This is a genomic window from Actinoplanes regularis (assembly GCF_900188005.1).
In the GTDB taxonomy this organism is placed as follows: Bacteria; Actinomycetota; Actinomycetes; order Mycobacteriales; family Micromonosporaceae; genus Actinoplanes; species Actinoplanes regularis.
Genome location: NZ_FZNR01000008.1, coordinates 233,363 through 251,431, shown reverse-complemented (window position 1 = coordinate 251,431; position 18,069 = coordinate 233,363). Strand labels below are relative to the sequence as shown.

Annotated in this window: 18 protein-coding genes and 3 tRNA genes; 14 read left to right on the top strand and 7 right to left on the bottom strand. The window is 67.9% G+C overall.

The genetic code is table 11. The annotated features are described in order from the left end of the window. Positions 1–185 precede the first annotated feature (185 nt). Positions 186–800: a tyrosine-type recombinase/integrase gene (locus tag CHC09_RS22540; RefSeq protein ID WP_239138402.1), complete on the top strand. Its 615-nt coding sequence runs from the start codon at positions 186–188 to the stop codon at positions 798–800. A gap of 132 nt (positions 801–932) precedes the next feature. Here CHC09_RS22540 and CHC09_RS22535 read toward each other — a convergent pair. After that, positions 933–1,017, bottom strand: a tRNA-Ser gene (locus CHC09_RS22535). 76 nt (positions 1,018–1,093) lie between these two features. Between CHC09_RS22535 and CHC09_RS22530 the strand changes: the two genes are divergently transcribed. From CHC09_RS22530 to CHC09_RS22515, 4 genes are all read left to right on the top strand, one after another. After that, entirely contained in the window at positions 1,094–2,056 is a 963-nt protein-coding gene (locus CHC09_RS22530) for an NAD(P)H-quinone oxidoreductase (protein ID WP_089295151.1), read from the top strand. Positions 2,057–2,203: 147 nt separating this feature from the next. Next, positions 2,204–2,815 (top strand): DUF4352 domain-containing protein, encoded by a 612-nt coding sequence (locus CHC09_RS22525; RefSeq protein WP_239138403.1) that lies wholly within the window; start codon positions 2,204–2,206, stop codon positions 2,813–2,815. Between the two features lie 304 nt (positions 2,816–3,119). After that, positions 3,120–4,007, top strand: coding sequence for a C40 family peptidase (locus CHC09_RS47740; RefSeq protein ID WP_239138404.1), 888 nt, complete (start codon positions 3,120–3,122; stop codon positions 4,005–4,007). A 295-nt stretch (positions 4,008–4,302) separates the two neighbouring features. After that, positions 4,303–4,833 carry a YbhB/YbcL family Raf kinase inhibitor-like protein gene (locus tag CHC09_RS22515; protein ID WP_089295149.1) on the top strand — a complete coding sequence of 177 codons (531 nt, stop codon included), beginning with the start codon at positions 4,303–4,305 and terminating at the stop codon, positions 4,831–4,833. A 137-nt stretch (positions 4,834–4,970) separates the two neighbouring features. Here CHC09_RS22515 and CHC09_RS22510 read toward each other — a convergent pair whose 3' ends face one another. Further along, positions 4,971–5,684 carry a class I SAM-dependent methyltransferase gene (locus CHC09_RS22510; protein WP_089295148.1) on the bottom strand — a complete coding sequence of 238 codons (714 nt, stop codon included), beginning with the start codon at positions 5,682–5,684 and terminating at the stop codon, positions 4,971–4,973. A gap of 279 nt (positions 5,685–5,963) precedes the next feature. On the opposite strand from CHC09_RS22510, the gene CHC09_RS22505 reads away from it, so the two are divergent. Together CHC09_RS22505 and CHC09_RS46465 are read left to right on the top strand one after the other, a co-directional pair. After that, on the top strand, positions 5,964–7,949 hold the full coding sequence (locus tag CHC09_RS22505; protein WP_089295147.1) for a DUF6311 domain-containing protein: 1,986 nt from the start codon (positions 5,964–5,966) through the stop codon (positions 7,947–7,949). 146 nt (positions 7,950–8,095) lie between these two features. After that, positions 8,096–8,560, top strand: a complete 465-nt coding sequence (locus CHC09_RS46465; protein WP_089295146.1) for a hypothetical protein — start codon at positions 8,096–8,098, stop codon at positions 8,558–8,560. Positions 8,561–8,849: 289 nt separating this feature from the next. Here CHC09_RS46465 and CHC09_RS22495 read toward each other — a convergent pair whose 3' ends face one another. Further along, on the bottom strand, positions 8,850–9,566 hold the full coding sequence (locus tag CHC09_RS22495) for a hypothetical protein (RefSeq protein ID WP_179277236.1): 717 nt from the start codon (positions 9,564–9,566) through the stop codon (positions 8,850–8,852). Between the two features lie 316 nt (positions 9,567–9,882). Here CHC09_RS22495 and CHC09_RS22490 point away from each other — a divergent pair, with 316 nt between their 5' ends. Further along, on the top strand, positions 9,883–11,412 hold the full coding sequence (locus CHC09_RS22490; protein ID WP_089295145.1) for a peptide deformylase: 1,530 nt from the start codon (positions 9,883–9,885) through the stop codon (positions 11,410–11,412). Positions 11,413–11,415: 3 nt separating this feature from the next. On the opposite strand, the gene CHC09_RS22485 is transcribed toward CHC09_RS22490, so the two are convergent. After that, complete coding sequence (locus tag CHC09_RS22485; RefSeq protein ID WP_089295144.1) at positions 11,416–12,525, bottom strand: globin domain-containing protein; 1,110 nt, start codon at positions 12,523–12,525, stop codon at positions 11,416–11,418. 117 nt (positions 12,526–12,642) lie between these two features. Here CHC09_RS22485 and CHC09_RS22480 point away from each other — a divergent pair, with 117 nt between their 5' ends. Continuing rightward, positions 12,643–13,428, top strand: coding sequence for a CPBP family intramembrane glutamic endopeptidase (locus CHC09_RS22480; protein ID WP_239138407.1), 786 nt, complete (start codon positions 12,643–12,645; stop codon positions 13,426–13,428). Here the strand turns inward: CHC09_RS22480 and CHC09_RS22475 are convergent. Further along, positions 13,377–13,907 (bottom strand): hypothetical protein, encoded by a 531-nt coding sequence (locus tag CHC09_RS22475; protein ID WP_089295143.1) that lies wholly within the window; start codon positions 13,905–13,907, stop codon positions 13,377–13,379. The genes CHC09_RS22480 and CHC09_RS22475 overlap by 52 nt on opposite strands. Before the next feature lie 900 nt (positions 13,908–14,807). Between CHC09_RS22475 and CHC09_RS22470 the strand changes: the two genes are divergently transcribed. The 5 genes from CHC09_RS22470 (at position 14,808) to CHC09_RS22450 (ending at position 16,498) form a co-directional block, all read left to right on the top strand. Next, a tRNA-Ser gene (locus CHC09_RS22470) sits at positions 14,808–14,898 on the top strand. 40 nt (positions 14,899–14,938) lie between these two features. Then, positions 14,939–15,011, top strand: a tRNA-Arg gene (locus CHC09_RS22465). 156 nt (positions 15,012–15,167) lie between these two features. After that, positions 15,168–15,548, top strand: coding sequence for a hypothetical protein (locus CHC09_RS22460; protein WP_089295142.1), 381 nt, complete (start codon positions 15,168–15,170; stop codon positions 15,546–15,548). Next, positions 15,545–16,072, top strand: a complete 528-nt coding sequence (locus CHC09_RS22455; RefSeq protein ID WP_089295141.1) for a DUF6036 family nucleotidyltransferase — start codon at positions 15,545–15,547, stop codon at positions 16,070–16,072. Before CHC09_RS22460 ends, CHC09_RS22455 begins: the two co-directional genes overlap by 4 nt. Before the next feature lie 150 nt (positions 16,073–16,222). Continuing rightward, entirely contained in the window at positions 16,223–16,498 is a 276-nt protein-coding gene (locus CHC09_RS22450) for a hypothetical protein (protein ID WP_143232471.1), read from the top strand. A gap of 68 nt (positions 16,499–16,566) precedes the next feature. Here CHC09_RS22450 and CHC09_RS22445 read toward each other — a convergent pair whose 3' ends face one another. Together CHC09_RS22445 and CHC09_RS45340 are read right to left on the bottom strand one after the other, a co-directional pair. Continuing rightward, complete coding sequence (locus CHC09_RS22445; RefSeq protein WP_203833160.1) at positions 16,567–17,274, bottom strand: hypothetical protein; 708 nt, start codon at positions 17,272–17,274, stop codon at positions 16,567–16,569. Next, a complete protein-coding gene (locus CHC09_RS45340; protein WP_143232470.1) occupies positions 17,275–17,883 on the bottom strand; it encodes a hypothetical protein in 609 nt (202 codons plus the stop codon). Positions 17,884–18,069: the final 186 nt, after the last annotated feature.

Below are 18,069 nucleotides of genomic sequence, written 5' to 3'. Positions count from 1 at the left end.
GAACCGCCTCGCCGGAGGCCCTCGCACCACGGGGGGTCTCCGGCGCGTCCGTGTGTGGGCCATGCGCGCGGTGATCTTCGGCTACTTCGGCACGCTGACCGACCCCGGCGCTGAGGAGTATCGCGAGCCCCTCGCGCACCGCACCGGCGAGCTGCTCGGCGTCTGGCGACATCGCGCCGCGGCTCGTGGCGTTCTTCGTCTGCCTCTACTTCGCCGGCCTGCGACCCGCCGAGGCGGTGCACCTACGGGACACGGACTGCGACGTGCCCGACGACGACGGATGGGGCGAACTACGCCTCACGGGATCGAGCCTGCACGTGGGGGAAGGTTGGGGCGACGACGCGACCGCCACCAAGGAAGACCGAGAGTTGAAGCACCGGGCCAAGAACGCAGTCCGGCCGGTGCCCGCGTCGCCGCCGCTCGTGCGGATCCTGCGATGGCACATCGCCGTATTCGGGTGCGCTCCGGACGGCCGGCTGTTCGTCGCTCCACGCCGGCACGGCGGTGGCCCGCTGTCCCGAGAGACCTACTCGCGGACCTGGCGCGCGGCACGGAAGGCCGCGCTCACCCCGGCACAGCACCGATCGCCGCTGGCCGGACGGCCGTACGACCTGCGGCACGCGTGCGTGTCCCTGCAACTCAACGCGGGCGTACCGGCGACGCAGGTCGCGGAGTGGGCCGGACACGGCGTGCAAGTGGTCTTGCGGGTCTACGCGAAGTGCATCGAGGGGCAGGGGACGGCGGCCCGTCGCCGGATCGAGGATGCCCTGAAACTGGACGGTGACCAGCACGAACGCTGAGGTTCCGTTGCCGCGTATTTGCCGCGACGAGTGAGATTCGGCGAGATCGAGCGAGACCGGCCGGTGATCTACGATGACCGCCGCTGACCTGGGTTACCCCTGGTCAGCGGCGGTTTTTGCTGCTCGTGAGAGCGGAGGGCGTGGGATTCGAACCCACGATGAGTTTCCCCATACCGGTTTTCAAGACCGGCGCCATCGGCCACTAGGCGAGCCCTCCCGCGTTGCGGCTCCAGTCTGCCAGACGCCCGCTCGGCGCTGTGTTCGTGTCGTACCCGTAGGGCAGAGTCGGCTCCATGCGCGCGATCGTGATCGAGGACAAGCAGCTGCGATGGGCCGAGGTTCCGGATCCGGAGCCGGGTGAGGGTGAGGTGGTCGTCGACGTCACCGCCGCCGCGGTCAACCGTGCTGACCTGCTGCAACGGCAGGGGCACTATCCACCTCCGCCGGGTGCTCCGGTCTATCCGGGGCTGGAGTGCTCCGGTGTGATCAGCGCGGTCGGTCCGGGAGTCGGCGGGCATCACGTGGGTGAGCGGGTGTGCGCGCTGCTGGCCGGTGGGGGCTATGCGGAGCGTGTCGCGGTGCCGGTGGGCCAGTTGCTGCCGGTGCCGGTCGGGCTGTCGCTGGTCGAGGCCACCGCGCTGCCCGAGGTGGCCTGCACGGTCTGGTCCAACGTGGTGGCCCACGACCGGTTGCGTTCCGGGGAGACGTTCCTGGTGCACGGCGGTGGCAGCGGGATCGGCACGTTCGCGGTCCAGTTGGGCAAGGCGCTGGGGGCGACGGTGCTGGTGACCGCGCGGGCGGCGAAGCATGAGCGGCTGCGTGCGCTCGGCGCCGACGTGACGATCGATTATCAGGAGCAGGATTTCGTACGGGTGGTGCACGACGTCACCGGCGGCCGTGGCGCCGACGTGGTGCTCGACATCATCGGCGCGAAGTACCTGGCCCGCAACATCGAGGCGCTCGCGCCCAACGGCCGGATCTCGGTGATCGGATTCCAGGGCGGTACCCGGACCGAGCTGGACCTGGGCGCGCTGATGGCCAAGCGGGGCAGCGTCTCGTCCACTTCGCTGCGGGCTCGCCCACCGGCGGAGAAGGCCAGGATCGTGAGCGGGGTCCGCGATCAGGTGTGGCCGCTGGTCGCCGCGGGTGTGGTGAAACCCGTCATCCACGCCACCTTCCCGCTGTCCGAGGCGGCCGAGGCGCAGCGTGTGCTGGAGTCCAGCGATCACCTTGGAAAGCTCGTCCTGCTGCGCTGACCACTCGATCAGGGGAACATCACTTCGACCTTATGGCAGATAAAGTCGGTTTTGCGGCGAGTCGTGATGGTGAGCGGCCGTGGCGAACCCAGCATGGACGGACAGCGTGTCCGACTCCCGGGCGCGCCCCGTTCGCTGGGAGAGCCTGTGGCCTACACATCACACCGTGCGCCACGCGTTCGGGTGGTCGACCCTGACGACGAGGGTCTGGACGAGTGGACGCTGCTCTGGCGCACCCGGATCTGGGTGGGCGGTGGCGTGCTCGCCGTCCTGGTCCTGATCATGTTCGGGATCTGGGCGGTGGCGACCGCCGACAGTCAGGCCGGCGGGCCGGTGGTGATCAGCGGGCTGGCGCCGGCCGGTGCCACCGAGGCGGAGCCCGGCGGGTTCGGGCTCCGGGTCAAGGGCGTGCGGTGCGGTTTCTCCAGGATCGGCCCGGAGGCGTTGGAACAGCGGGCGCACGGGCAATTCTGTCTGCTCGATGTGCGGGTCACCAATAACGGTCAGGAGCCGGATCTGTTCGACAGCTCCGTACAGCGTGTCTACGACACCGAGGGCGGAGTCTACGCGGTCGCCGACGATGCGGAGGTATTTCTCAACGACGGCAGTCCGACGCTGCTCGACGAAATCCGCCCGGGCGCCTCGGTGAACGGTGTCCTGCCGTTCGACGTCCCCAAGGACTCCCAGCTCAGCGAGGTCTCGTTCCGGGTATCCGGGTCCGCGCCGGGAGTGCGGATGCGGCTGCCGTCCGCTCGGTGACGATGTCCGCTTTATGTTCTGGTGATCCGGGGGGAAAATAATCTGAACTTACCCACGCCGCAATTCAAGGTGTGTTGCCATGGTTCACGGAATGCATAGAGTTGTCCGGGTTCCCATTGCGCTCCTTCACCGGCGGCAATAGGGCGGCAGGCACTATCGGCCGCGCTGTGGATGGGATTCGCGTGAGTGCCCCGGGCCGATTTCGGAGGCAACCCTGCACGGTACGTCCACCCGCCGTGTGCTGACCGCGGGCGCTCTTGCGCTGGCCGTCCTGGCACCGGCCCTAGATTCCGCCGAGCACGCCGTGGAGGCTGTCCAAGCGCTTCCGGCCCAGCCGGCGATCCCGGAGTCCTCGGCTCCGGCCGTTGCGGAGAGCCTCGCCGCCCCGGGCAGCCTTGCCGAAGATCTGGACCGGGAGGGTGAGCCGGCTGCCGCCCTCGCTGCCCCGGGCGGCTTCGACGAAGACCTGTACCGGGAGCGCCAGTCGGCTGCCACCCGGGCCACCCGGGCGATGCAACGCCGAACGGTCCGGCCCGCTTCACTCGTGCCGCTGCAGGTCCGCCCGGCTGTGGCGCCGCTACTTCACCGTTCGGTGCCGTCGGCGCGGCGTTCACTCGCCAGGGCGGGGGAGCCGCGCTTCGAACGCGGCATGGCCCGGGCTCAGCCGGCTCGGAAGGCGGTGCGGGCGTCCCAGCGCCGGACGGCGGTTCAGGCGTCCCAGCAGCGGATGGCGGTGCGGGCGTCTCAGCGCCGGGTGACGGTCGCCCAGCGGCGGACCACCGTGTCGCACCGGGGAATGGTGCGCAAGACGGCGAGGCGGACCGCCGTGCGGTCGCAACGGGTGTCGTCCGGCAGACGGATCGGTGCGGTTCTCGCGTACGCCCGATCACAGGTCGGCAGGCGGTACGTCGCCGGCGGCGAGGGCCGGGCCGGTTTCGACTGCTCGGGACTGACCCGGCAGGCGTACGCCCGGGCCGGGATGCGGTTGCCGCACTCGTCCAGCGCGCAGGCCGCGCGGGCCCGCACGATCCCGCGCTGGCAGGCCCGACCGGGCGACCTCGTGGTCGGACAGGGGCACGTGGGCATCTACATGGGCCGCGGGATGATGATCGACGCGGGGAACCGTCATACGGGGGTGGTCTACCGGAAGCTCTACGGGGGTCTGCAGGTGAAACGGATCCCGGGTCCCTGAGCTGCTGTCCACCGACAGCAGCCGACACCCGCCGTGGTGACGGGTGCCGGCTTGCTTGGCCGCTGTCGCGTACCGATCGCAACTGGGCACGGGGATCTCTGCCGTACGTACCCGGTCGGATGTCTGACAGAAGCATCGCCGACCATCGCGATGAGGGTGCGCACCACCTGTGCGTTTACCCGTACGAGGTACTGCGGCGCGCAACACTCGCGAAAGGCGGGCGATACCTGCGGCGGTTACTCTCGGCTCATCGTGGGAAAGCCAGACCAGTTATGCGACCACGCTGGAGGACTTCATGAGTCTTGACCGAGCTCTGGCCCCCGATCCGTACGATCTCCTGCCGCAGGTGCCGAAGTTCACGGTGACCAGCACGGATGTGACGGACGGGCAGCCGCTCGACGAGTTGTACGCGCACACCAGCGTCGGCGGGAAGAACCTCTCGCCCCAGTTGTCCTGGTCGGGGTTTCCCGAGGAGACCCGGGGGTTCGTGATCACCTGCTTCGACCCGGACGCCCCCACCGGTAGCGGCTTCTGGCACTGGGTGCTGGTGAACCTGCCGGTCTCGGTGACCGCTCTCGATCGGGGTGCCGACCCGCTGCCGGGTGGTGCCTTCTGTGTCCGCAACGACTATGGCGACCGCGGTTACGGTGGTTCCGCCCCGCCACCCGGTGACCGGGCTCACCGCTACGTGTTCGCCGTGCACGCGATCGACGTGGACGCGCTCGCCGTCACCCCGGACGCCACCCCGGCGTATGTCGGGTTCAATCTCGCCTTCCACACCCTGGCCCGGGCGACCTTGCGGCCGACCTTCCAGGTCCACGGCTGACCCCGCGACCCGAAAGCAGCGAAGCGGAAGCAGCGTTGTGAGCCGGAGGGCCACGGGGGCGATCGAGAACAGCTGAACGAGCTGAAAAGCGGCGAGGCGACAGCCGAACGGCCGTCGCCTCGATCTGCTTCGGTGGGTCAGCGGGGCGTACGTGCCACCGCGAAGACCGACTGCCCGAACGGCGGCCGGACGATCCGCTCCGCAGCCTTGGTGACCGGCAGCACCAGGCTGTCGTACACCTTCACCATCGGCCCCTCCTTCGGAGCCAGCTTGAAGATGCTGGTCGCGGCGTAGTAGCCGATCAGGCCCAGGGCGTTCGCGTAGTGGAGCCGCTCCATCTGCAGGCCGGCCTCGGCGAAGGCGGCGCCCAGGGTCTTCTTCGTGTACCGCCGGATGTGGCCGGTGGCGATGTCGACCTGGCTCATCGCGAACATGAACGCCGGCACGATGATGATCACTCGGCCGCCCGGGCGGACCAGTTCGCTCATGCTGCGCAGCGCGCCCACGTGGTCCTCGATGTGCTCGAGCACGTTGTAGGAGACGGCCGCGCTGTACTCCCCGGCGGCGTCCTGCGCGGGCAGCAGCATCTGCCGCACGTCGATGTTCGGATGGTCGGCCATCCGTTCCTTGAGCAGAACCAGTCGGTCGGGGTCGGCCTCCGTCGCGGTGAACCGCGGGAGGTGCTCGGCCCACTCGACGGCGTAGTCCCCGAGGCCGCTGCCGATCTCGATGGGGTTGTCCCCGAGGTATGGGAGAGCGAGCTCGACGAACCACCGGCGGTGGTTCACAGCCGTGGCGAGGCCTTCGAGCACTTCGGACTGGATCCGCTGGTCTCCAGTGATGTCTGCCATAGGTGAGGTTCCCTCATCTTGCCGATCTGAGCTGACAGCGGGACCGGAGAAGTTAACCATCTGCCGCCGCTATCCGAAAGTTGGCGGCGGGGCCACGGCGATTTTTTTGCCTGATTGAGACATAGCCGGGCCGGGTATGTCGATGGCTTACCCGAGGCTCCGCGGTCGCACGAAGGTTGATCCAAGGACACGCGGAAAACACGCGTACATATCGTCTCTATCACGCTGCGGGCGCACAACGCGGAACTCTTCGCTGCCTCGGTTAGGCTCGCCGATGCTATGACGATTACGGGTTTTGAGTCGACGGGCCAGACGGCCGGTGAGAACGTTCTGCCGCCCCGCCAAGCGACCGCTGCCGAGGACCTGGACGCCGAGCTGCGCGCGCTTGAGGACGGCATAGCGGCGACCGCGCCGACCTCACCCGCACCCGCCAGGGAAAAGGCCGATGAGCAGGCCACGGAGCCTGTCCGGGGCCGTCCCCTGTGGCGCGTGCCGGCCTGGCAGGACGTTCTCGTCATAGCCGGTTTCCTGGTTGTTGCGTTCTTGGTCACAGCCCCGTTGTGGCTCAATCTTGATCATGAGTTGCGCGACGATCCGCAGGATCAGGCTTTCTTCGAGTGGATGTTGGCGCACGGTGCCCGCGTGCTCACGGATGGCGTATATCCGTTCTTCTCCGATCGCATGAATTACCCCGATGGGGTGAACATGATGGCCAACACCTCGGCGTTGGCCGTTTCGTTGCCACTGACGCCGGTCACTCTTCTGTTCGGTCCGCATGTGGCGTTCAACGTATTTCTCACCGCCGCATTGGCATTAACAGGTGCGTCGTGGTATTTGGTGCTGTCGCGCCGCCTGGTGACCTCGCGGCTCGCCGCCTGGGTGGGCGCGCTCTTCTGCACCTTCGCGCCGAGCATGGTCTCGCACGCCGGCGGGCACCCGAACATCGTCTCGCAGTTCCTGGTCCCGTTGATCATTTGGCGGACCCTCGACCTGCGGGTGCCGGGACGGGCCGTCCGTAACGGTCTGGTCCTCGGCGGCCTGCTGATCTGGCAGGCGTTCATCAACCTCGAGATCCTCTTCATGACCGCCGTCGGCCTCGGCGTCTTCTGCGTGGTGCTGGCGCTGGTCCGGCGCAAGCGGCACCGCGGCGAGGCGCCGGCCTTCCTGCGCGGGCTGAGCGTGGCCGCGTCGATCGCCGTGGCGGTGCTGGCCTACCCGCTCGCCGTGCAGTTCTTCGGCCCGCAGTCGTACCAGGGGCTGTCCGAATATGTTCGGAGCTTCGGCACCGATCTCGGGTCGTTCACCGCGTACTCGTCGCACTCGGTGGCCGGTGCCGACACCCCCCTCACCCTGGCGCAGAACCCGTCCGAGCAGAACGCGTTCTTCGGCTGGGGCCTGGTGATCCTCTTCTTCGGGCTGGTCCTCTGGCTGCGGCGCAGCGCGGCGGTGCTGACCCTGGGCGGCCTGGCGCTGCTGTTCGCGGCGATGTCGCTGGGAACGCGCATCACCCTGAACGGGGTGGACACCGGCGTGCCGGGCATCTGGGCCTTCCTGCACCACCTTCCGGTGCTGAACTCGGCCGTGCCGACCCGGTGGGCGATGGCGATCGCCCCGGTCGTCGGCATCGTCCTGGCCCTCGGCTGCCAGCGCGCCGCCGACCTGGTCCGCACCCAGCCGCACACCCGCGGGCCGATCCGCGTTGCGATGATCACCGCCGTGGCGATGGCCCTGGTGCCGCTCGTGCCGATCCACCTCTCGACCGTCCCGATGAAGCCGGTGCCGGAGTTCGTCACCTCCGGCGCCTGGCGGCAGTACGTCGACGACGACCACACCGTGGTCACCCTGCCGCTGCCGGACAGCAGCTACCCGGACCCGCTGCGCTGGAGCGCCTACACCGGGCAGGACATGCGGATCGCCGGGGCGTACGCGCTGCTCCCCACGCAGAACCCGCTGGACCCGGCCGACCGCACCGCGGCGTTCCAGCCGCCGTGGCGCCCGACCAGCGGCCTGATCACGTCGGTCCGGCAGGGCAATCCGAGTCCCGCGGTGACCGAGGCGCGGCATGAGATGACCCTCGCCGACCTGCGGTACTGGAAGGCCGGGGTGGTGGTGCTGACCCCGCAGACCCGGGACATCGAGATGCTGCGCGCCATGTCCGAGCTGCTGGGCTTCCGCCCGACCTGGACCGGCGGCGTCTGGATGTGGGACGTCCGCAACCTGGTCGACGACCCGGACGCGGTCATCACCACCGCCGGCGACAGCTGACCCGAGCTCCGGCGGCGCCGGCTTCCCGGCCGGCCATTGATCCATTGGCACGTATCCGTGATTCATGAAGATCGCTGGTTCGGCAATCTGGCTCCTGTCAGCGCATCACGGCACGGGATGCGCGTCACCGCCGAAGGAGCCAGATCGTGAACGCCCGTACCTCTCTCGTCCTCGCCGCCGCAGCCGCCGCTTTCGCCGTCGCCGGGTGCTCGAGCACCAGCACCACCGCCGCGCCCACCACCGCCGCTGCCGCGACGCCGACGACTGCGGCCGCAACCGCGGAAGCTTCCGCCACGCCGGTCGCGAGCGAGGCCACCTCGGCGGTCAAGCCGGCAGCGGCGGACAAGGGCTGCCCGGTGTCGGAGGCGACGCTGCTGAAGGCGTTCCGTGGCAGCGACACCGCCAAGGCCCTGCTGCCGACGGAGACCCTGAGCGACATCGTCTGCTACCAGGACTACGCGATCGCGCGGACCAACCCGAAATCGGACATCGAGCGCCCCCACGTGGTCTACCACTTCACCGGTGGAGCCTGGAAGGTGCTCGACGGTGGCACCGGCGACTACTGCAAGACCGGGGTTCCCGCCGACGTCCGTTCGCACCTGCACTGCTGATCCGGCTCACTCGGTGACCCGGCCGCGTGCCAGGGTGCTCGGCCGAGAGGCCCTCGGACGCGACCCGTAGGTCGTACCTCCGAATTTTGAATCTTGGTAATCGCGATGTGCGACGGCCGCAAGGTGCCCGGGGGCCTTGCGGCCGTCGGTCTTTTGGGGGTACGTCGTCAGCCCGGTGGCCGGGCGGTCCGGACCCTCGCTGGAAGCGGCGCCCTGGGGAATGCCGGATTGTGGACGGTCGCGGCGGTAATCCGATAATCGCGAATCGGGGGTCGGGGCCGGACCGGGATCAGGGTTTGATGCAGCAGCCGGGGCAGAGCTTGGGGGCCGGCAGGGTGAAGGCCAGGCAGCAGGTCTTGCGCTGGACGTCCAGCTTGCCGTTCGCGGTGGGGGCCAGGTCGATCAGATCGCGGACCTGCAGCGCGCCGAGCAGGCGGTCGATGGACTCGGCCGAGGAGCCGGGGACGGCGTCGGCGGAACGGACGACGCCGTAGGCGACGCCGGAGGCGAGCGAGCCGAGCAGCGGCCGTCTCCCGAGGCGGACCCGGTTGTGAACGGTGTCCAGCAGTGGCGCCAGGTGCTCGTCGAGGAGGGCCCCGCGGAACGCGGCGAGCAGCGCCTCCTCGTCGGGGACGACGACGGCGTCCGGGTGGTGGCTGAGCGCGAGCGGGTCGGTCGGCAGGACCGCGACCGGGGTGCCCGGGAGCACTCCGATCGTGACCAGCGTGCCCGCATTGTCGAATCTGGTCACCACGTTACGGGCGGTGATCAACGGCACTCGGCGGGCGGAGGCCCAGCCGAGGACCGCGGGCAGGGCCAGCCAATAGGTGTAGGACTTCCAGGCGAGCGCGGCGGCGGCGTGCGGCTGCGCGTTCCACCGGCGGCCCGCGGACTCCAGCAGGGCGTTGAGGCCGGGCCCGGTCAGATCCGTGGCGGGGGTCCATCCGGCCTGGTCGGTGACGGTCAGCCCGGGGAAGAGCGCGGGCGCCTCACCGCCACCGAACATGGCTCGGAGGGTGGCGGTCACCGGGGCCAGGGGGCGGGAGTCGGCGAGTTCCAGCGTGATGGTCAACGGCTCACCAGCTTCTCCACCTCACCGCGTTCTGTGGCGCTCCAAGGCGACCGAGAGTACCCGGTTAAGGCTAGCCTAACCAACATTCCACTGGGATCTTTCGGGCGAATACCCTCTGCAATGATTACCTAACGTAGCGTGGCGAAGCTGCCGGTTTTGTCAAGGTACCTGTCGGCAAGGCGCTACTAGCCCCGTCCGAACACCCGACGCCGGTGACACTGAGGTTGCCGTCGCGAAGGGGACATCCGTGATGACCACCTCGCCCATTGAACGGGCCGCAGATCAGTTCGTTACGGCGCTTGCGCAATGGCGGGTCGAGCGCGGCATGACGAAGAAGCAGCTCGCCGCGCGCATGGGCTTCGATCCGTCCTACGTCAGCCACGTCGAAGGACGCCGTCACAAGCCGACCGAGGACTTCGCCCGCCGGGCCGAGGCGGTGCTCGGCGCCGGAGGCGTCATCTGGCAGCGCTTCCGGGAGTACGACGAGCTCCGGCACGCCCGCGGCTCGGCGCCGCACCGGGACCCGCCGGTGCCGGCCCAGTGGCTGCCGCCGGGCACCGGCCTGGTGGTCGAGCGGGAGATCGCCGAGCTGGCGTACGTCGGCGGGACCTACCGCTGCCGGGTGGTCCGATCGCTCTACAACGCCGGAGTCGAAGCGGTCACCCGCTACCTCGTGAAGATCGCCGTCGACCGGTACCCGAACGACCCGACCGGCTCCAACCGGCACCACCGGGAGAACCCGCTGACGTTCGAGGAGATGGAAGTCCACGCGATGGCCGGCGAGAGCGACGCCGCCGAGCCCATGCAGTGGCGGATCAAGCTGGACCGGGACGCCGCGAAGGAGCTCTGGCTGCTCTTCGCCAACGAGCGTGGCCAGTTCCCGCTCTACCCCGGCGAGCGAACCACGATCGAGTACGCCTACACGGTCGGCGAGGAGAAATGGGGCCAGTGGTTCCAGCGTGCCGTCCGGCTGCCCACACGTTCGCTCACCGTGCGCCTGGACTTCCCGGAGCGCTTCGAGCCCCAGGTCTGGGGCGTCGAGGTCTCCCTGAACGCGGAGGTCCCGGTGCGCACGCCGCTGGAACGCCGGCACGAGGGAGGTCGCGCCATTTTTGAATGGTCCACTGACCAGCCACTGTTGAACGCGCGGTACCGCCTGGAATGGCGGTTCCGGGGCGCTGACGCGCCGACCTACGACGAACTCGCGCCGTCCGAGCCGACCCTGCCGCGCGCCTCGCACCGGATGCGCGGCATCGGCATCGTCCAGCGCGGCTCCGACCTGCTCCGCCAGCGGTCCCGGCACTTCCAGCTGCCCCGCGAGTCGCCGGCCGCCCAGGACACGGTCACCCGCCTGCTCACCTCGCTCGCCCAGCTCGAGGACCTGCACGAGTTCAGCAAAGGGCTGGGCCTGGCCGCGCCACAGGTCGGGCTGCCGGTGGCGGCCGCCGTGGTCCGCCCGCCGGAACGGCAGACAGATCCGGTGGTCCTGCTCAACCCACGGGTCGTCGGCGAATCGCCGGAGTGCGACGAGCAGTACGAGGGGTGCCTCTCCTTCTTCGACTACCGCGGCCTGGTCGCCCGGCCACTGCGGATCGAGGTGGAGCACGCCCGATTCGACGGCGCCCGGGTGGTCACCGTCTTCGAGCGGGCCCTGGCCCGGCTGATCAGTCACGAGATAGACCACCTCGAGGGCCGGTTGTACGTGGATCGGATGGAGCCGGACGCCAAGCTGGTCCCGGTCACGCAGTACCAGCAGGCCGGCCGGCCCTGGGACTACTGAGAATCACTCGTTGAACGCGTCGTACTTGATCCGGACCGACGGAACCTGCAGCTCAGCGAGGGTCCGCAGGGTGCTCTTCACCATGGCGCCCGAGCCGGAGACGAAGAAGTCGTGCTCGTTCCACGGGCCGTAACGGGCGACGACATCGGAGATGTGCCCCTGCTCGCCGGGGAACGTGGGGTCGGCGCTGCACGCGGTCACCACCGACAACCACGGGTAACGGGCGGCCAGGCGGTTCAGGTCGGCCAGGTCGTACAGATCCTCGCGGGTCCGCGCGCCGAAGAAGACGTGCACCCAGCGGGTCCGGTTGTACCGGGTCAGCTCCTCCAGCAGAGACTTGATCGGAGCCAGACCGGTGCCGCCGGCCACGAACACGGCGTCCCGGGTCGATCTTCGATCCAGCGTCATCGAGCCCATCGGAGCGGCCAGTTTGATCATGTCGCCCACCTGCAGCCTGCGGACCAGGGCACTGGACACCCAGCCGGCCCCGAGCGCCCGGACGTGGAAATCCAGCGTGTTGTCCCGGCGCGGAGCGTTCGCCGGTGAATAGGTGCGCCACAGCCGCGGCTGGTACCCGGTGGCCTCCAGGCTCAGGTACTGCCCGGCGCGGTAATCCAGAGGCTGCAGCGGCCGCACGGTGAAGACCGCGATGTCCCGGGACCGGCGCTCGTGCGCGACGACCTCGCCGTACCAGTACGGCGGGTTCTGATCGGCGTCCGCGCCGGCCAGCATCTTGGCGGCGATCACTGCGTACGCGTCGGCCCACGCCTGGTCGTACTCGATGCCCCACTGCTCGCCCGCGAACGCCCGCATCGACGCGATCAAAGCCCCGCCCACCACCTCGTAGTGTTCCGGCACCACGTGGAACTTCCGGTGGTCCCGGCCGAGTGCGCGCAGATATTCGTCGAACCGCTCGGGGTCCTCCAGGGTCTGTACCGCGGTCACCACCGCGTTCAGCAGCCGGGCACGCTGCACGTCCATCTGCACCGGGAACAGGTCACGCACTTCCGGGTGCGACAGGAAGATGCGGGCGTAGAAGTATCCGGCCACCTTGTCCTGATGCTCCTCGACGAGGCTCCAGCTCTCCTTGAGCAAGCGTGCGAGGTCTCCCATGCATTCAGGGTGGTCAGCACAGTCAGGAACACGACGCACCAAAAGTGCGACCCGTCACGGTCTACCGCGTGTCGCTAGGCAAAATGACCGACTTTGTGCCCTCGTAAAGTTGTGCCCGTGACCCTCGAGAGACAGCAGTCGTCCACCCGATCGGCGTACCCGGCCGAGATAGCCATCGTTCTGCTGCTCTCCCTCGGGCAGTCCGCGATCTGGTCGATGGTGTCGCTGACCGCCAAACTCACCGCCGAGAAGCCACTGGCCAGCCAGACCGCCACACTGAACCCCACCACCTCCGCCCGGCCGTACCTGGACCTGACCAACCAGGTGCTGAGCATCCTCTTCGACCTGATGCCGGTGCTGCTCGCGTGGTACCTGCTGCGCCGCGACGGCCTCCAGCCCGGCCGCGAACTCGGCATCGACCACCGCCGCCCCGGCTTCGACCTGGGCTGGGGCGCCGGTCTGGCGGCCGCCATCGGCCTGCCCGGCCTGCTCCTGGTGTACGCCGCGCTTCAGCTCGGACTGAGCGCCCAGATCGTGCCCTCCGGGCTGAACGCGTACTGGTGGACCGTACCGGTGCTGATCATGTCCGCGATCCAGAACGCGATCCTGGAAGAAGTGCTGGTGGTCGGCTACCTGATCACCCGGCTCCAGCAGATCGGGCGGCTCTCCATGCCGTGGATCATCGTCTGCTCCGCCGTGCTGCGCGGGTCCTACCACCTCTACCAGGGCTTCGGCGGCTTCGTCGGGAACTTCGTGATGGGCGTCGTCTTCGCGCTGTTCTACCTGAAGACGAAGCGGGTGATGCCGCTGATCGTCGCGCACAGCCTGCTCGACATCACCGCGTTCGTCGGTTACGAGCTGCTGCCCGACTCCTGGCTGGACTGGCTGAAATACCAGCCGTAACGCCGCTCCGCCCGCACGGCCACCGACTCGGCCGCGTTACGACCGCCGAGGACCGCGCCGAGCAGGCTGGCGCCCGGCAGAACGCGATCGGCCAGCCGCAGCGCGGCCCAGGCCGCGCCACCGCGATAGCCCGGCAGCAGGACCAGGATCTCCGCGGCCCGCTCCGGGTCGCTGGGATCGAGACCGTAGGCCGCGGCGAGGTGCAACACCAGCTCCGCGTGCGTGAGCGCCGCGGTTGCGACAAGAGCGATCGGGGCGTACGGGCCGGAGAGCGCGCTGAGCAGGCCACGTTGTTCTGCGACGCGGGTGAAGTGGGCGGTGGCCAGCCGGGCCAGGGCCTTCGGGGTGGCCGAGGGGTAGGTGGCCCGGGTATGGGCGGCCCAGGCGGCGGCTCGGGGGCCGAGGGTCTCGACAGCGGTCCGGGCGAGGAGTTTCGGGGCGTTGCGGGGGTTGGAGAGTAGGTGGGGTAGGAGGTCCAAGGTCAGCTGGTCCAGGGCTGGGGTGGTCCTGCCCGCCGCTGTACTGCCTACCTTTACCTCTACTGCTTCTACCTCTACTGCTTCGGTCTCTACCGCTTCGGTCTTCACTGCGGCTGCCTCGACCGCGTCGGTCTTCACCGCGGCTGTCTTTACTGCTTCGGTTTTCACTGCGGCTGTCTCCACCGCTTCGGCCTTTGCCGCTTCCGTTTTCACCGGTGCTGTCCCGGCCGCCGTCACCGGTGCTGTCCCGGCCGCCTTCCCCGGTGCTGTCTCGGCCGCGCGGGTTTCCGGTTCGGCGGGTTTCGGGACAGCTTTGAGCGGTGCGGCCTTGCGGGCACGTTTGGCAGGGGTGGCCTTCGCCGGCTTGTCGCCAGGTGGGTTCGCGGGCTTGTCGTCGGTTGGGTTCGCCGGCTCGTCGTCGGTCGGAGAGATCACTGCCTTCGCGGGAGCGCTCTTCTCGGCTGCACGGGCGCGCGGGGCGACCTTCCTCGCCGGGGCCTTCTTGGCCTTCACTGTCGTGCCGGCCACACTTTCGGGGGTGTCGGTGGGCGGAGTCGGCGCGGGGGCGGGCTCATCCGTCGTACCCGAAGGAGGTTTCGAAGGGTGACCTTCGGCACTCACCCCCGGGCGCGGCGGCTGAAAAGTCACCGCGGGTGGCGCTCCGCGGCGTGATGGCCGCGCGGACGGCTGCTTTGACTCCGGCACGCTGAAGGCCGCACGGGGATCCCGGGCACGAGGCGTCTGCTTCTCCTCCATCCTGCGCAGCGTAGTCGTAAGCGCAACGTTTCGCCTGTTCGTAGCGTTCGTGGCAGATCTTCGTAAGGTTTCGGGCCGACCTCTTTGTGCAGCGCCGAGGCGGTCCGGTATCCTCAATCCTCGGTGACTTACACAGGTCACCGGGGAGACTTCGCCTAGTCTGGTCTATGGCGCCGCACTGCTAATGCGGTTGGGGTTTTATAGCCCCTCCCGGGTTCGAATCCCGGAGTCTCCGCGCGAAAGCCGGGTGTGTATGCTGGCTGAGCACTGAGAGAGCGCCCGTAGCTCAATGGATAGAGCATCTGACTACGGATCAGAAGGTTAGGGGTTCGAGTCCCTTCGGGCGCACAGAACGATCAAGGCCGTGACCAGCTAAAATAGCGGTCACGGCCTTTTCGTTTCCCGTTTTCGGCTCATGAAATCCCACTCTGTGGGAGCTGGGTGATCGGTGGGTGATCGCGTGCCATTCGGATGTCGATCCATAGTGGAAATGCGCTCTCGGGCATGACCTACCAGCCGATGACCATGGCAGTTCTGGCCGACCGTCTGGCACGTGAGGCCGACGTGAAGGTCCGCTGGAAGCACGTGTGGGAGTTCTTCGAGGAATTCCGGTGGGCTCCGGTCGAGGAACAGCCGTCGTTGCTCGCGGATGAGCCGTCGTTGACCGGTGACCGGCAGTGGGACGTTCTTCTGGCCGCCATGGCCGAACACTTGACCGCCAGACTTGATCTTGCTCCGCCGTCGTGGTCGCGAGATCGGGTACTGGCGACCCCTTGGTTCCCGTCGTCGCTACCGTCCAAGCGGATGGAAGCTCTGGTGTCTGCGCCGGCCGCGTTCCGTAAACACGGGATTTATCTGTCCGCGCGAGATCTCGAGGCGGCGTGAGCGACGACGGCCTGCTCGGCCGGGCCGAGTTGGAGCGTGCCTTCACTGCGCTCGGTGACCGGCTGGTCCGTCGGCGGGTGACGGCTGACCTGTTCATCGTTGGTGGTGCCGCGATGGCGTTGGCCTACGACGCGCAGCGGGTGACCCGCGATGTCGACGCTGTTTTCGTGCCGCACGGCGTGGTTCTTGAAGAGGCGCGCAACGTCGCCGCCGCGCTGGGATTGCCGCCGTGGTGGCTCAACGAGCAGGCCAGCACTTATGTCTCCACCCAGCAAGACACCGGGAAACGGGAGGTCTTCGACCATCCCGGCATCCGGGTGCTGGCAGCCTCCCCCGAGCACGTGTTCGCGATGAAAGCCTTCGCAGCCCGCACCCGCGACGAGGAAGACCTCCGTACCCTTGCGCGGATCATCGGCATCACAAAGATCGACGAAGCCCGAAAGCTGTGCGATCGGTTCTTTCCCACTGAGTCGCTGCCGCCGCGATCACAGGCGATGCTGGAAGACCTGTTCGGGGCCGATTGAACAGGGCGCCGCGTCGCAAGTGGCGACTGCGGCAGACCTTTGGCTCGGATGGTCTACGTTCCAGGAACCGTACCAATCCGCGGGTCGTCCGGGTCCGCCGCGGCTGTTGGCGTGTCTCCATCAAACCCGGGGCGAGACAATCCCCACGCGTTGAACCAGACCGAAGAGAGCGTGCACCTGACTTTCGTCGTGCGGGAACGTTCCGGATTCTGGATCGGCCAGAAACTCACCGGTGCCGCCATCGAATCTGAGGAACTGCGGCGAGTCATCGCGCCCGCCGACGTGACTAACGAGAAAGCGCTCGCCGCCACGGTGACACAGGCACGTGACCAACTCGTCGCCTGGCTCGAAAAGGTGGACGGGAGCACGATGGCTACGGAACTACTCAGCATCGCCACGAGCGAGCTCGAACCGGACTATCTTTAGGCTCCGTGAACCGCCCGGCTCTGCGGGGATCTCCCTTGTGGCTCCCGCCGAGCCGGGCGTTACTGGTTCTACAGAAATGGCCGAGCGGCGATGGCGAGTTTTGCTGCCCTTAGTCGGGCTTGATCCGTCCAGCCCGGCTGGTCGAACTCCAGCCAGATGAGAGTGCTCTTCGCTATGATCATGAGGCCGGTGATGTCCGAGCCGGTATCGGCGCTATGGACCGTCAATCGATAGGCAGGGTAGGCGAGCCCGTCTACCGACGTTCCGCAGAACTGGCCCGCTTTCGCCACTGGATGGCCGGCGATGGCGTGGGAGCCACGCATCGTCAGAACCACCTCGCGGATCTCCTGTGGATTGATGGTCTGCCCCGTAGGGACCGGGTCGTCCCCGCTGACGACCGCCTGGTACATGGCGGATACGCCGTTGCTACCAAGGATTGCCTGAACCTGTTGGGGGGTGCTGGCGATCCAGGGGAAGTAACCGTCGCAGTCAGCGGGAGCAGGACGGGTCAGATTGGCGTCGGCTGAACAGGCCGCCTGATCGAACGTTGTCAGCTGATACCCGTGCATGTCGCTGGTGCTCTTCGGCCACACCTTTGCCATTTCCAGCATGCCGTCGCTGGTTGTGTCCTTGGTTTGAGCGCAGAGGGCTGTCGCCTGTGACAGTGACGGTGATGGCTGCGGTCCCGGGGTGTTGGTGCATCCGGCGATCCCGAGAGTGGCGGCAAGTCCGAGGGTGCTGGCCAGCGCGAGTCCTGCAGCTCTGCTTAGCGCCATCTAGCAGCCGATCCTCTTTGCATAGTATGCGAAGCTATTGGTGCTGTACGACGCACTGCAACTTGCCGCACCCTCGCCCGGGACAGCCCAGGACACGGCCGTTCCCTTGCCTGCATTAGAGGTCGCGGTGCCGTTGCTGTTGCACTTGTGGGCGGCCCAGCTGGCGTTGTACTTCTTCTCGCCGTGGTAGAAGGCGTAATCACCTCCGGGAACGGTAACCGTGACCGATTCGCTGGTCTCTTTGGTGCGTTCTCCGGCCGCCGCGAGGGTGACGCCGAATTCCTCGCTCATCTCTCCCATGACGGCAGCCTTCACGGTCGCCGTCGTCGTTGCGGTGACGGTGATGCTCGCCGTGATCGTGGTGACCTTCCTGGTCGAATAGGTTCGGGAAGCGCTGCCGCCGGCCGGGACGGTAACGGCCAGAACGTGAGTGATGGTCGGCGTGGTGGATCTTCCGGAGAACACCATTGCGGTTTCGTTGGCGTCGCAGACGATGACGGCCTCGGTGGAAGCGGTGTCGGCCTGGGCGGGAGCAGCGAAGGCGAGCGCGCTTGCCGCTGCAGCGGCCGAGGCTGCTGCAAGTAATTGGGTACGCTTACGCGGGCTCATAACGGGGCTCCTTGCTCGATGGACAAGAGCGATGCTTCGGCAGGTTCGGAGTCAGATCTCTCGATTGCCTTGAAGCTTAAAGATCATCTATCTACGTCCATTGAGCAAGATCTAAATAGTGGGGTATGACATAGGTCGGGTTTCGGTCACCGCACTGTTCGAGCGTTCGAACGCCCAGTGCTTACC